A 13,926-nucleotide genomic window follows, 5' to 3' on the forward strand; every position below is an offset into this window, starting at 1 on the left:
CCAGTTCGGCGGGGGTGGGGGCCGGCCCGGTGGGCTCCGCGCTGCGGGCAGCCTTCCGCCGGCCGAGGGCGCGGACGGCCAGTGTTCCGCCGGCAACCACTGCCAGGAGAATAAGGACCGGGGCCACAAGCGATTCCATGTCTAACGCCGTTCTATGTGCTTCCTGGCAGCAGCCAGGTCCGATGATGCCTGGGTGTTCTGGCTGGGCCTGGTGATCCGCTCGAGTTGGGCCCGGGCAGCAGTAGCAGCCTGGACTTGGGCCGCGTAGTGCTGAGCGGAGCGCTCTGCCAGGTCACGCTGGTATTTCTCGGCGTCCGATATTCCCGAGTCGCGCGGCCTCAGGGCCGTTATCAGGCCCCAGATGAGCGCCACCAGTACGATCGCAGGCAACAGGACCAGCAGTAGTTCGCCCATGCATAGAGCTTATGCCAGATCCGGGTTATCCACAGCAATATTCACCTCTGCGCATGAAGGGCGGGCGGGAGCCCGAAGCTGACGTCCCGAATGGAATATGAGGGCTGCCACACAGCATCTGCTGGACCCTCAGGACTCGGTGCACCTCTCTCACGCGGGACCGCCGGACGACACGCGCTGTGGATTAAATTCCACAGAAGAAATATTTACTCCACACGCAGCAATGGACGTTTCCGCAGGTCAGATCCCTCCGCCTGCCAAAACTTTTTTTGTTTCCACAGGTTTCCCCACAGGCTGTGCACAAGCTATGCCCGGTACTGCACAGGTTATCCACACCTCTTGGCGCATGCTGGCTTTGAGGCTGGACTCCTGGCGGCTAGCGTAGCGGGGTACCTGTTCTTCGGCCCCCCGGCGGCTTATGGGAGGGCCATCTGGTGCTGCTGGACAGAATCGCTGATCCGCCAGGAACAGTTCGTTGTGGAAAACCTGTGGATAGTGGGGATAACTCCTGCTGACAGTCACGCGAAGGCTGGCCGGGCAGGTTTGTCAGAGCCCACGGGTAGACCTGGACAGGTGGCGGAGCGGGGCTTTTCCCCGCATCGCCTTAGCAGGATGGATCGTCGCCGGGCACTCATGTTCGGCGGTGTACACAATGGAGGACGGCAGCTTTGTCTATAGCGCATCTGGACCCGGTCGAGGCCACCCGAGGATCGGACGCGAGCCGGAAACCTCCACAGGATATTCCCGCGGAGCAGTCTGTCCTCGGCGGCATGATGCTGTCCAAGGACGCCATCGCGGACGTCGTGGAGATCCTCCGCGGCCAGGACTTCTACCGCCCGGCACACGAAACCATCTACGAGGCCATCATCGACCTCTACGGCCGCGGTGAACCGGCCGATGCCGTCACCGTCTCCGATGAGCTCACCAAGCGTGCCGAGATCAACCGGATCGGCGGGCCCGCCTACCTCCATGAGCTGATCCAGACTGTTCCCACCGCAGCGAACGCCGGCTACTACGCGGAGATTGTGGCCGAGCGCGCCGTCCTGCGCCGGCTCGTCAATGCCGGTACCAAGATCGTCCAGCTGGGCTACGGCTCCGACGGCGAGGTGGAGGACCTGGTCAACCAGGCCCAGGCCGAGGTCTACGCCGTGGCCGAGCGCCGCACCGCCGAAGACTACGTGGTGCTCAAGGACGTGATGGAGTCCACCGTGGACGAAATCGAGGCGTCCGGCCACCGCGGTGAAGGCATGACAGGCGTGCCCACCGGCTTTTTTGAACTGGATGAGCTCACCCACGGGCTGCACCCCGGACAGATGATCGTTATCGCCGCCCGCCCTGCGGTCGGTAAGTCAACCTTCGCCCTGGACTTCGCCCGGTCCGCGGCTATCAAGAACAACCTGTCCACCGTGATGTTCTCGCTCGAAATGGGCCGGAACGAGATTGCCATGCGCCTGCTCTCCGCCGAGGCAACCATCGGCCTGCAGGACCTCCGCAAGGGAACTATCAAGGACGAGCAGTGGTCCAAGATCGCCACCACCATGGGCCGGATGAACGATGCGCCGCTGTTCATCGACGACAGCCCCAACATGTCACTGATGGAAATCCGGGCCAAGTGCCGCCGACTCAAGCAGCAGCACGATCTCAAGCTGGTGATCCTCGACTACCTGCAGCTGATGAGCTCCGGCAAGAAAGTGGAGTCGCGCCAGCAGGAAGTCTCCGAGTTCTCCCGTGCGCTGAAGCTGCTCGCCAAAGAGCTCCAGGTCCCCGTCATCGCGCTGTCCCAGCTGAACCGTGGGTCCGAGCAGCGCTCGGACAAGCGGCCCATGGTGTCGGACCTTCGTGAATCGGGCTCCATCGAGCAGGATGCCGACATGGTGATCCTGCTCCACCGCGAAGACGTCTACGACAAAGAATCACCGCGCGCCGGTGAAGCGGACATCCTGGTGGCCAAGCACCGTAACGGCCCCACCAAGGACATCGTGGTTGCGTTCCAGGGCCACTACTCCCGCTTTGCCAACATGGCGGCCGACGCCGGCGGCGGCTTCTAAGCGTCAGCCCGGGTTGGCTCCTTGTCGCCTCAGCCCTGGGCCAGCAGGTGGTTGGGCAGCCGGTTCCCCGGCGCCTGGCCCCGGATTTCCAGCAGCTCCCGTGCGTGCGCGTGGAGCCTCCTGTCCTCATTGCTGACGGGCACCCAAGCCGGTACAGGCACCGAGTTGCCGTCGGCGTCGCGCGCCACCATCACGGTGAGGCAGTAGGTGGTGAGGTTCATCTCACCGCTCTTCGGGTCTCCGGAGCGGACGTGGACTGCGATGTGCATGCCCTTGGTTCCGGTGTACACCAGGCGGGCCTCAACCTCCACCACGTGGCCGATCAGGAGCGGACGGTAGAACCGGACGCCGCCGGAGAACACCGCCACGGTATCCATCCCGCAGTAGCGGGAGGCGCAGACGTAGGCCGCCTCATCGATCCACTTCATCACGATGCCGCCGTGGACCTTCCCGCCCCAGTTCACGTCCGTGGGAGCGGCCATAAAACGCAGGGTGACCCGCTCTGCCGTTCCTGCATCCGTATATTCCTGCCGGTTCATGGCTTCCACGATCTGCTCGCGGATGTTGATCCGGGCCAGCGCATGGTCCCGCTGCTCGATCTCTTCTGCCGTGACGGGCTCGAACTGCTTGACCGGGATGGGTTTTCCATCCTCGCCCACAGCAACAAAGATCACCATGCACTGGCTGCGCATCGTGGCGGGGCCGCCCTTCGGATCCCCGGAGGACACCACGGTTCGGATATGCATGGAGGAGCGCCCGGTGTAAACAATGGTGGCTTCGACCTCCACCATGTCCCCGCTGTTCACCGGATCCGCGAAGTGGATATTTCCCACATAGGCCGTGACGCAGTAGGACTTGGCCCAGCCCACAGCCGCCGCGTAGGCAGCCTTGTCCACCCACTCCAGGACTGTTCCCGCATCCACCGAGCCACTGTGGCCCACGTCCATGGGGGCGGCCAGGAAGCGGAGGGTCACGGAGTTGGCAGTGCCGGCGTCAGTCATGGTGCGATCATACTGACGCTCCTGGTTACCTGCCGGTTGGGGCCTGTCGGCCGTGACTGGCACGGCGGCGGCAGCGGAACCCTGCAACGGCTTTAAGCCACAGCTGGCCCGTCCGCTGGAAGGCGGACGGGCCAGCTGGTGGCGGGTAAGGCTAACCGGCGCGGGTGTAGACGATATCCGGCTGGGCGGGAAGCTCCATGTCCTTTCCGATGAAGAAGCCGGGGTGCGGCGGCTGGTTGTAGGCGATGTTCTCGCGTGCAACCGAAAGCCGGTACGCCGGATCGTGCATCAGGGTCCGGAGCCGGACGTCAGTGGACGCGGTGGTGGTGTAGATCCGCAACTCTGTGCTGTCAGCCGACGGCCAGGCGAGTTCCTCCCGCCAGTCACCCAGGAGATCTGCCTGGATGGCGGGATTGCCCTTGGTGCTGTTGTTGGACTTGGCACCGGCGGCCGTCAGCAGCCTGTCACTGGATTCGGTCTCCCAGTTCCACTTGGCGATGCTGGGCGTCCCCGTGCTCGTAGCAGCGTCCCAGTCATGGTCGACAATTTCGCGGAGCAGGTCGCCGTCCCACCAGGCCATGAAGTTGGCTGCCGGGATCTTGTTGGCTATCAGCTCCCCCTTGGAGGACCGCAGTTCACCAACGGGCGAGTTCCAGGCTGCGTCGCCACCAATGGCCCAGCCTTCGGCACCCGCGTAGCGCGGATCGATGTCTCCGGCGGCCGCGCGGCCGGTGTCCTTGGTGGCGGGGATGCTCCAGAGCACCTCGCCGGTCCGTGAATCCCGGAACGTGGCGCCCCTGTTGCCGCTCGAGCCCATATCCTCGTGGGCGGCAAACGTCTCCAGTCCCGGCCGGGACGGGTCGAGGTCGCTGGTGTGGATGGCGTCGCCATGGCCCAAGCCGGTGGTGTACAGGGGCTTGCCGTTGTCATCGATGGTCATGGAACCGAAGACGAACTCGTCCTTGCCGTCAGCGTCCACATCCACCACGGACAGGTTGTGGTTGCCCTGGCTCCGGTACTGGACACCAGAAATGTCCGAATCGAAGACCCAGCGCCTGGTGATCTTGCCGCCCACCAGGTCGTACGTGGCCAGCACGGCGCGGGTGTAGTAGCCGCGGCTGAACATCATGGACGGGTGTTCACCATCCAGGTAGGCCACAGCGCCGAGGAAGCGGTCCACGCGGTTTCCGTACGTGTCGCCCCAGGCGCCCACGTCACCGCGCGGCGGATCATAGGCAACGGTGTCCATCACAGTGCCGCTGGCCCCGTGGAACACGGTCAGGTACTCCGGTCCGGTGAGCACGTACCCGCTGCTGTTGCGGTAATCGGCGCCGGGGTTGCCGATCACGGTGCCCGCGGCGTCACGCGTGCCGTCCGCCGTCTTCATCGCAATTTCAGCCTTGCCGTCGCCGTCGAAGTCGTAGGCGAGCAACTGGGTGTAGTGGGCGCCGGCACGGATGTTCGGGCCCATGTTGATGCGCCAGAGCTTGGTGCCGTCCATCCTGTAGGCATCCACATAGACGGTGCCGGTGTAGCCTGCCTGGGAGTTGTCCTTGGAGTTGGACGGGGACCACATCTGCAGGACTTCGTACGTGCCGTCACCGTCCAGGTCTGCCACGCTCGAATCCCCGGCGGAGTAGCTGTACGGCTGGCCGTCCTTGGTGTAGTCGTCGGCAGGCTTGTCCAGCTTGATGGCAAGGTAGTCCCGGGGCAGCGGCGTGAACTCCGCGGTGAGCTGGTCCCCGCCGTTGCCCACGGATTTGATGACGTACCTGGAGGACGCCGTTCCTGCCGGATCGAGGAAGGTGGTGCTGTTGTGGATCGGCTCATCGGTGAGCTGGACGCCGTCGCGGATCACATGGAAGCCGATCTGCTCCGGGTCAAGGCCCAGCATTCGCCAGCCCACCCGGACCCCTTCGCCGGTCAGCGTCGCAACGGGGGCGCGGTCCAGCTTCTCCATCTGGCGGTTCACCACGGTGACCTTTTCAGTCCCCACCACCGGGGACGGCGCGGATTCGCCGCCCTTGTTCACGGTGGTGACGCGGTAGTAGTACTTGATGGTGGTCAGCACGGTGTAGTCTGTGTAGTTGACCTCGCTGGCACGGCCCACGTACTCAAAAGGACCGTCGGGGGAGGTGGAGCGGTAGACCTGGTAGGCCGCAGCGCCGGAAACCTTCTGCCATTTGAGCGTGACACTGGTCTTCTCCACTGCCTTGACGTCCACCTTGGCAGTGGCGGCCGGGACGCGAGTGCCGGGGTCCACCAAGGCGGTTTCCACCGTATTGGAGGGCACCGATTCCAGCCCGGTATTGTCCAGCGCGGTGACGAAGTACTTGTACTTCAGTCCGGCGAACGCGGTGGTGTCCTGGAAGGCCGCCGCGGTCACGTTCTCCGCAATCAGCCGGGGTTCGGCGTCGAACGAGGCCTGGCGGAACACCTTGTAGCTGGCGGCATCCGCCACAGCGTCCCAGGCGAGGTCAACGGTGGGTGGTTCTGCCGCGGCATTGACGGCAGTCGTGTGCAGGTTGGTGGGGCCAACCAGCAGTGGGGTGACCTCCAGGCCGTTGAGCCGCTGCCCTGAGCCGCTGATGGTGAGGTTCAGCTGTCCGTCCGAGACCAGGACCTGGTTGATAATTTTTGTTGCTGATGACGCCCTGCTCGAGGACACCTGTCCGAAGGAGGTTCCTTCTGCAGCGACGTCCGTGCGGGTGGAGCCGATCCAGTCGGTGTGGTACGTCTTCAGGGCGTAGGTGCCGTTGGGGACGTCGAGCTGGAATTCGAAGCTGGAGCCGCTGAGGACGAAGTCGCGCAGCAGGTTGCTGGTCACGGCGCCGCGGTCCCGGTCGCTGAGCACCGAGACGTCCTTGAAGCCGAAGCCGCGCTGGGCCGTGTAGCCCATGGTCCGGTTGACCTCGGTGTAGCCGGGTTCGACAGGCGCTCCCACAGGCCCGAAGTCGAACTTGTACTTGGCTTGTTTGGTGGTCACCATGAGCGGGTCGCTGGGCTCGGAGAGGCCTTTGCCGTTCATCGCGGCCACGCGGACGTTGTAGGCAGTCCCTTCGTTCAGTCCGGAAAGGTTGACCGTGGGTACGGTGGAGGTGGTGGTGAGCTTGTAGGCGCTGTCCGGCTCGGAGGCCAGCTTCCGGTACACCTTGTAGATGTCCGCACCGTCAACCGGCTGCCATTTCAACAATGCCCCGGCGTTGGAGACGCTGCCGGCTACCACGCCCTGCGGCTTGGCCGGAACGGACGACGGCGGTGCGATTTCCTTGACGCGCGCGGCCAGCGGAACGCTGAGCTGCTTCACTCCGCCTGCCACCAGCCGGGCGATCTGGATGGCGCCGTACTCCTGGAAGTGGGTGTTGTCCACCGTGCCGGTGGGCCGGTTCGGGTAGATGCCCGCATCGACGTGGAGGAAGACCGATTTGGTGTCCTCCGGGCCGATGGCGTCGTAATAGGCCCGGCTCGAGGCGGACAGGTCCACCAGGGCGACGTTTTCCTCGGCGGCGAGTTCCTGCATCTTGGCGACGTACTCGGGGAAGCTGACGTTGAACTTGCCGGTGGCTTCGTCATAGTCCCGGCGGCCCACGGGCGTGACCAGGACGGGTGTTGCGCCGCGCTGCCGCGCGCCGTTTACGTACGTGCGGAGGTATTCCTTGTAGTCGGCGGGGGAGGCATAACGGTCATCCACGCCGATAGTGGCATCATTGTGGCCGAACTGGACCATCAGGTAGTCGCCGGGGTTGATGACCCGCAGGATCTCGTCCAGCCGGCCCTGGCTGATGAAATTTTTGGAGCTGCGGCCGCCGATGGCGTGGTTCTTAAAGGAGACCTTTTCATCGAAGTAGCGCTCGATCATCTGGCCCCAGCCGGCCTGCGGAGCGAAACCGGGATCATAGGTCTGCACCGTTGAGTCGCCGGCGAGGTACACGCCGGGATCCGTGGTGGCCGTGCGGGGAGCGCGGGCGGAGATGACCAGCGAATTGATCTTGGCCGCGGTGCCGCTGAAATCGAGGTTGAGCTGGCCGTCAACCAGCGAAATGGGGAATTCCATTTCCAGATACTGGCCGGCAGGCTTGTCCGTTGCCTGCACCTTCGCCATGGCTTCGGCGGTGATGGCGATGTTCGTGGCCTCCGTGGCGTCGCCGGCAATGAGCTTGACCGTGTAGTCGCCATTGGGCAGGTCCACCAGGAAGGTGCTGCCCTGTGCCTGCACGAAGTCGGAGCGCAGCGCATCCCCAGTGCCCCGGTCTGCGCCGGAGGTGACCGCGGTGTCAGTAAAGCCGAACTTTGTGGCCGCCGAGTACTGGGTGCCGGCGGCAACAGCGGTGTAGCCATCCGCTGTGGCACCGGGACCGAAATCGAACTTGAATCCGCTTCCCACCGGCGGCAGCGCGGTATCCGCCTGGACTGCGGGGAGGCCGGTGAAGGCGATGGCAGCTGAGGCCATGGCGGCTGTCACGGCTTTTGCGGCGGTTGGGATCCGGCGGTCCCGGGAGGGAGGTGGTTGCTGGGATTGTGGGGCTTCTTGCGGGGATTTGTTCAACGGACATCTCCTTCGATGAGCGGTGGCAAGCGGTACCCAGGAAGGTTGGAACGATTCAAAACAGCAACGCGCCGACGATGGCGCCTTACGGGTTTGAGGGTTTCGAGTGATGATTCGAACTAGCTGAGACCTGGGATCGTGATGCAACTCTCGCTGCAGCAGTTATTGGTCTATCAGCCGGCAACGGACTCTGGCAAGCGTTTTCCCAACTTTCCGTGAGTTTTTCTGGGACTACTTGTTTGGAACTGTTCGCGCCTCCGCCAGAGTTCGTGTTAAATGCCGACGGCGGATGCGCACCCAAGTGCCCATCCGCCGTCGTGAGGTTTCCGGGCGCGTGGCCCCGGAGCCGGGAAAGGTTAGGCCAGGACGGCCAGCTTCGAGTTGCTGCGGCCAAAGAGCGCGCGGTCCACGGACAGGCGGCCAGCGCCGGTCAGAGCCAAGGCGAACGCGGCCGCCGCCAGGAGAAGGACCAGTTCGTAGCCGCCGTTGGCGGCGAAAACGCCGGCAGCAGCGTGCACCATAAACAGGGCTCCCAGCATGTCCAGGACCAGGAGTGCTGCCACCACGCGGGTGAGGATGCCGAGGATCAGGGCGATGCCGCCGGCCAGTTCGAGCACGGCAATGGCGGGCGCTACTGCTTCTGCTGCGGGAACACCCATCTTGGCGAAGGAGGCCTGCGTGCCGGCGATGGTCCACTCGTTGAACTTCTGCCAACCGTGCGCTGCGAAGAGGAAGCCCAGGATGATCCGAAGGGCAGTGATTGCGGTTGTGGTAAGTCGTGACTGGTTCATGGGTATTAACTCTCGCTGCTAATAGTTGAAGAGTCAACTATTAGCGTCATAATGTGGGCTTTGTCATGCCGGCGTGGATACAACCAGACCCCCGATTAGGCTGGCAAGGTGCCCCACTTACCTGCGCCGGCGCCGGCCGCCCCACCGAAAGGACATACCCGCGAGATCCTTCGGCTGGCGGTACCCGCCTTTGGCGCTCTCGTCGCTGAACCACTCTTCCTGCTCGCGGATTCGGCGATCGTTGGCCACCTCGGCGTAGCCCAGCTGGCCGGCGTCGGATTGGCAACGGCAGCGCTGCACACCGCCGTCGGCCTGATGGTCTTTTTGGCCTACTCCACCACCCCTGCGGTGGCCCGGGCCATGGGGGACGGGCAGCCCGGTAAGGCCCTGGCGGCCGGGCGCGACGGCGTCTGGCTGGCACTGCTGCTGGGTGTTGTCCTGGCCGTGGCCGGGTTCGTGGCAGCCGATCCGCTGATCGGCCTGCTGGGCGCGGAAGGCGAGGTGCGCTCCTTTGCCGTTGACTACCTCCGTTGGTCGATGCCGGGCCTGGTGGCAATGTTGCTCATCTTCGCGGGCACCGGGCTTCTCCGTGGCCTCCAGGACACCCGGACTCCCCTGGTGGTGGCCACGGCGGGTTTTGCGCTGAACATTGTCCTGAACCTGTGGCTGGTGTACGGGCTGGGCTGGTCCGTCACGGGTTCCGCGGTGGGTACCAGCGTGGCCCAATGGGCCATGGCCGCGGTCTACCTGGTGATGGTGAAGCGCAATGCCGGGGCGCACGGCGTGAGCCTGCTGCCCAGCTGGAGCGGTATCAGGAGCATGACGCGTGTCGGATCGTGGCTGATGCTGCGCACGCTCAGCCTGCGCATTGCCATCCTGGCCACCGTCTTTGTGGTCACGGCGCAGGGAGCCGTGAACCTGGCGGCCCACCAGCTGGCCATGACCATCTTCTCTTTCCTGGCCTTCGCCCTGGACGCGCTCGCGATTGCGGCTCAGGCATTGATCGGCAAGGAGCTGGGCGCCTCCAATCCGCATAGGGCACGGTTGTTGACCGGGACCATGACCCGTTGGGGGCTTGGTTTCGGTGTGGTGACGGGCGCACTCCTGGCCGTTGCGGCGCCTTGGGCGGGCGCCCTCTTTACGTCCGACCCGCAGGTTCAGTCAGTCCTGGCCGTTGCCTTGTGGGTCCTCGCTGCCGGCCAGCCGATCGCGGGATACGTCTTTGTGCTTGACGGGGTGCTGATCGGCGCCGGTGACGCCAAGTACCTGGCGTTGGCCGGTGTGGTGAACCTGGCCGTATACGTGCCGCTGCTGATTGCGGTGGCACTCTCGCACGCTGCGGGCGCGCCTGGACTTGGCTGGCTGTGGGCCGCCTTCGCACTGGGTTACATGGCCGCCCGCGCCGTCACTCTTGGCGTCCGAGCGCGTTCCGACCGCTGGATGGTGCTGGGTTCGCCCTAGCGCGGACCGCCACTAAACTGGACCGGTGACCCAACCGAAAACCCCTGCAGACACTGCTCCCGGAACGGCTCCCAGGGCTGACCTGTGGAAGCCGGTCCTCCTCCGCTCCGCAGCTGCACTGGTGTTCGGCGCTGTCACCATCTTCTGGGCGGCCCCGTCCATAGAGGTTATGGGCTGGTCCGGCGGGCTCTACCTGCTGGCCACCGGCGTCCTGCTGGTCTGGGGTATCCGGGCATCGGGGTTTCAGCGGGAGAGCGCCCCGGACAAACTGCTTTCCGCTGCCGGGTCCGTGCTTGCCGGCGCAGGCGTTGCGCTGCTTCTGCTGCACGGGGACCTGCTGTTTGGTGTCATCGCTGCTCTGGGGTTGGCTGTGGCAGGAGCGCTCGAGCTGTTCTGCGGCCTGAAATTCCGGGGCCGGCACGTGTTGGCCCGGGACTGGATTGCCTCGGGCATCATCGGCCTGGGCACCGCAGCCATCCTGCCCTTCTTCATCAGCCTGGGCGCCCATGCGCTGCTCGGCGTGGCCGGTGGCGGTGCCATCATCTCCGGCGTGCTGTGGGCGTTGGCAGGGCTGAGCATCCGGCACGATGCCCGCAGCACTGCAGGAACGCCGTAAACTAGGAAAGTGTCCGGTTCTACTGCTCGTAGAAAATTGGTCCGGACGCACCACCGCATTAAGCAAAACCAGGCCGGCCGGCGTGCCGCCTGCAGGGAGGAATCACCGTGGCAGACCAGCAACCAGGACATCCGCGCAAGGTGCGGACCTCGGTGAAGGGCCCGCTGATGTTCTCCGCATTCTGGGCCGTCGTGGCCTTTTTGGCTGTGGTGATCTTCGCTTCCGGCGGCAGTGCGCGCGCCCCCCGTTTCGACCTGGCCTTCACCGCTGCCGGTATCGCCTTCATCGTCACTCTGGTGATCGCGGCGATGCTTTCGATGAGCCACAAGGAGAACGCCGAACACCTGGGCAAGGGCTCGGGTGTAAACCTCAGTTCGGCCCCCAAGCCGTCCCACGGCTTCGGCGGTCCGGGCCCGCAGGACCCTGCCTCCGCTCCGGATGATCAGGAGAACCCCGGGGACCGCTGAGCGTCCCTGGCCAGGCATCATCCAGGGCGGGCGCCGTCCTTACACAAAGCGCCCCTTAGACAAAGCGCCCCTTGGATAGAGCCGCCCCTTAGGCAGACGCCGCCTGACGTGCCCGGTAGGCGGCCACATGCGCCCGGTTGGCGCAGTTTCCTGTATCGCAGTAGCGCTTGGACCTGTTCCTGCTGAGGTCCAGCACGGCAGCATCGCAGTCCGCGGCCTCGCAGATGCGCATCCGGTCCATCTCTTTGCCGCGGATGACGTCCGCCAGCGCCATGGCGGCTTCCGTGCTCATCCTGTCCACCAGCGGGGCGTCGGGGGTGGTGGCGTGGAGGTGCCAGTCCCAGTCATCGTGTTTAACAAGCTGCGGCAGTGCGTTGGCCTCCCGCAGCAGCCGGTTGACTGTCTCGACGGCGGATCCTTCGTCCGCCGTCCACAGTTCCGCGAGCTGTTGGCGAAGCTGGCGCACGCTAACCAGCTCGTTGTGGTCCCGGGTACGGGATCCGGTGAATCCCTCAGCTGCGAGGAACCGGTCCAGGTCCGCAGTGGACTCCAGTCCCTCAGTTCCGTTGGCCGCCGAATTAATCAGATTAACCACCGTGCGCAGGGCCACCTCAGTGTCAGGGGCAAAAACCATCTTGACTCCTTACAGTGCTGTCCCGTACTGTCATGACCATCACCCTACTTTACTCCTGACAGGAGGCGACGATGCCTGCCGCACACAGCCGCACCCCGAAGCTTGGGGCGAAGGCCAGCAAGCGCAACTTCCTCGCCTCCGGCCTGGGCATTGCACTGTTCTCGTCCGCCGTCTTCGGCACATCCGGATCTTTTGCCAAGGCATTACTGGAAACTGGCTGGTCCCCTGGCGCGGCGGTCACTGCACGGCTCACTGGCGCGGCCCTGATCCTCGCCGTGCCGGCGGTTGTCGCCCTCCGCGGCCGCTGGCATCAACTCCGGACCAACTGGGTAACCATCCTGCTCTTCGGGCTGATCGGCGTTGCGGCGTGCCAACTGTTCTACTTCAACGCCGTGGCAAGGCTCTCGGTGGGGGTTGCCTTGCTGCTGGAATACCTGGCACCGGTCATCATCGTGCTCTGGCTCTGGGCGGCCAGCCGGAAGCGCCCCCGGATTCTGACGTTCGGGGGAACCCTGCTGTCGCTCGCCGGACTGGTCCTGGTCCTGGATCTCACCGGCGCGGTCAAGGTCGACGTCGTGGGTGTCCTTTGGGGTGTCGCAGCCGCGGTTTGCCTCGCCATCTACTTCTTTATCACCGCCAAAGAGAATGACTCACTTCCGCCCATGGTCCTGGCCTCCGGTGGGCTGATGGTGGGCGCAGCCGTGATGTGGCTCTCAGCTGCCACGGGTTTGTTGCCCATGGCCTTCAGTACTGCCGACACCACCCTTGGTCCCTGGGTGACGCCCTGGTGGGTATCGCTGACCGGGTTGATCATCCTGGCCACCGTGCTGGCATACGTTTCCGGGATTATGGCCGCGCGGGCGCTGGGCTCCAAAGTGGCGTCCTTCGTGTCGCTGACCGAAGTCCTTTTCGCCGTGATCTGGGCGTGGCTGCTGCTGGGCGAACTTCCCGCCGCCATCCAGCTCCTGGGCGGCGCGCTGATCGTGGGGGGCGTCATCCTGGTCCGGCTCGACGAACTGCGCGCTCCCGTTGCCGGGCCAACTGCTGGGGCCATGGCGGCACCCAAGGCCGGGTCGCCTCTGGAACACGCGAACGACGTCGAGCCCGTCCCTTAGTGGGGGCTGTCCGTTAAAGGCGGAAGGTCCGGACACCTTGCGGTGCCCGGACCTTCCGGACGCTTCCCAGGGAAGACGTCAGCCCTGCGAAGCCTGCGTCTGCTGTTCGGCGTTCTGCTTTGCCCGGTTGCCGGCTTCCCTAAGGGCTTCAGCAACCTGGTTCAGCTTCGAGGTGTGCTCGCCGCGCCACTGGTCCTTGAACTTGTCCGCGTCCGGTCCCCGCCAGTCGACCTGGTCCAGGAAGTTGGTGAGCTTATTGCGCTGCGATTCAATTTCGCTAGCACCGTGCTCAAGCTTTCCGCCGAGCTGGCGAAGCTGCTCAACGTCTGCACCCCAAATAGCCATGAGTTTCTCCTTGTAAATCGTGGATCCGAACCAGGTCGGCGTCCCCAGCGGCCCCCCGGCTTCTCCGGAAGATCCAATGCCTCAAACCTATCCCGGCCCCCAAAACAGTGTCGATGGGCACCCCTGCCCATGCCGTACTCCCCATGGAGGGGAGTTTCACCAATGTTTGTGGAGGGGTCGATCCTTGGCGATCCAGAGCCTAGCATGGCGGTATGTGCCGGAATATTCGAACCCTCCACAACTTCGAGCCCCATGCAACGTCCGAGGAAGTGCACGCCGCGGCGCTTCAGTACGTGCGGAAGGTCAGCGGCAGCACCAAGCCGTCCAAGGCCAACCAGGAGGCCTTCGAGGAGGCAGTCCACGAGATCGCCCACATCACCCAGCACCTCCTGGATTCCCTGGTCTCCCAGGCTCCGCCCAAGGACCGGGATGCCGAGGCCGCGAAGGCAAGGGCCCGCGCGGCCGTGCGCTACGGCGCTGCCTGAGTC

The 13,926-nt window shown here is 64.7% G+C and carries 12 protein-coding genes; 6 read left to right on the forward strand and 6 right to left on the reverse strand.

The features are described 5' to 3' along the window. Nucleotides 1-141: 141 nt before the first annotated feature. On the reverse strand, nt 142-414 hold the full coding sequence (locus FNL14_RS02230) for a hypothetical protein (RefSeq protein ID WP_091419450.1): 273 nt from the start codon (nt 412-414) through the stop codon (nt 142-144). Between the two features lie 668 nt (nt 415-1,082). Between FNL14_RS02230 and dnaB the strand changes: the two genes are divergently transcribed. After that, nucleotides 1,083-2,462, forward strand: coding sequence for a replicative DNA helicase (gene dnaB / locus FNL14_RS02235; RefSeq protein ID WP_142057309.1), 1,380 nt, complete (start codon nt 1,083-1,085; stop codon nt 2,460-2,462). Between the two features lie 29 nt (nt 2,463-2,491). On the opposite strand, the gene FNL14_RS02240 is transcribed toward dnaB, so the two are convergent. From FNL14_RS02240 to FNL14_RS02250, 3 genes are all read right to left on the reverse strand, one after another. Beyond that, nucleotides 2,492-3,463 (reverse strand): acyl-CoA thioesterase, encoded by a 972-nt coding sequence (locus FNL14_RS02240; protein ID WP_142057311.1) that lies wholly within the window; start codon nt 3,461-3,463, stop codon nt 2,492-2,494. Nucleotides 3,464-3,614: 151 nt separating this feature from the next. Continuing rightward, complete coding sequence (locus tag FNL14_RS23750) at nt 3,615-7,913, reverse strand: SGNH/GDSL hydrolase family protein (RefSeq protein ID WP_304653958.1); 4,299 nt, start codon at nt 7,911-7,913, stop codon at nt 3,615-3,617. A gap of 452 nt (nt 7,914-8,365) precedes the next feature. Beyond that, nucleotides 8,366-8,800 carry a DoxX family protein gene (locus FNL14_RS02250; RefSeq protein WP_091419457.1) on the reverse strand — a complete coding sequence of 145 codons (435 nt, stop codon included), beginning with the start codon at nt 8,798-8,800 and terminating at the stop codon, nt 8,366-8,368. Nucleotides 8,801-8,908: 108 nt separating this feature from the next. On the opposite strand from FNL14_RS02250, the gene FNL14_RS02255 reads away from it, so the two are divergent. From FNL14_RS02255 to FNL14_RS02265, 3 genes are all read left to right on the forward strand, one after another. Then, on the forward strand, nt 8,909-10,261 hold the full coding sequence (locus tag FNL14_RS02255) for an MATE family efflux transporter (RefSeq protein WP_142057315.1): 1,353 nt from the start codon (nt 8,909-8,911) through the stop codon (nt 10,259-10,261). Between the two features lie 25 nt (nt 10,262-10,286). Then, nucleotides 10,287-10,877 (forward strand): hypothetical protein, encoded by a 591-nt coding sequence (locus FNL14_RS02260; protein WP_170850786.1) that lies wholly within the window; start codon nt 10,287-10,289, stop codon nt 10,875-10,877. A 107-nt stretch (nt 10,878-10,984) separates the two neighbouring features. Then, the gene (locus tag FNL14_RS02265) at nt 10,985-11,344 is read left to right on the forward strand and encodes a hypothetical protein (RefSeq protein ID WP_142057317.1); all 360 of its coding nucleotides are present in this window, start codon (nt 10,985-10,987) and stop codon (nt 11,342-11,344) included. An 88-nt stretch (nt 11,345-11,432) separates the two neighbouring features. On the opposite strand, the gene FNL14_RS02270 is transcribed toward FNL14_RS02265, so the two are convergent. Beyond that, nucleotides 11,433-11,978, reverse strand: a complete 546-nt coding sequence (locus tag FNL14_RS02270) for an ABATE domain-containing protein (protein WP_142057319.1) — start codon at nt 11,976-11,978, stop codon at nt 11,433-11,435. Between the two features lie 71 nt (nt 11,979-12,049). Between FNL14_RS02270 and FNL14_RS02275 the strand changes: the two genes are divergently transcribed. Continuing rightward, entirely contained in the window at nt 12,050-13,093 is a 1,044-nt protein-coding gene (locus FNL14_RS02275; RefSeq protein ID WP_142057321.1) for a DMT family transporter, read from the forward strand. Nucleotides 13,094-13,171: 78 nt separating this feature from the next. On the opposite strand, the gene FNL14_RS02280 is transcribed toward FNL14_RS02275, so the two are convergent. Further along, the gene (locus FNL14_RS02280; RefSeq protein WP_091419465.1) at nt 13,172-13,438 is read right to left on the reverse strand and encodes a WXG100 family type VII secretion target; all 267 of its coding nucleotides are present in this window, start codon (nt 13,436-13,438) and stop codon (nt 13,172-13,174) included. A 212-nt stretch (nt 13,439-13,650) separates the two neighbouring features. Between FNL14_RS02280 and FNL14_RS02285 the strand changes: the two genes are divergently transcribed. Beyond that, nucleotides 13,651-13,923 (forward strand): DUF2277 domain-containing protein, encoded by a 273-nt coding sequence (locus FNL14_RS02285; RefSeq protein WP_091419467.1) that lies wholly within the window; start codon nt 13,651-13,653, stop codon nt 13,921-13,923. The last annotated feature ends 3 nt before the right edge of the window (nt 13,924-13,926 follow it).

It is taken from the genome of Pseudarthrobacter sp. B4EP4b (assembly GCF_006680095.1).
GTDB lineage: Bacteria > Actinomycetota > Actinomycetes > Actinomycetales > Micrococcaceae > Arthrobacter.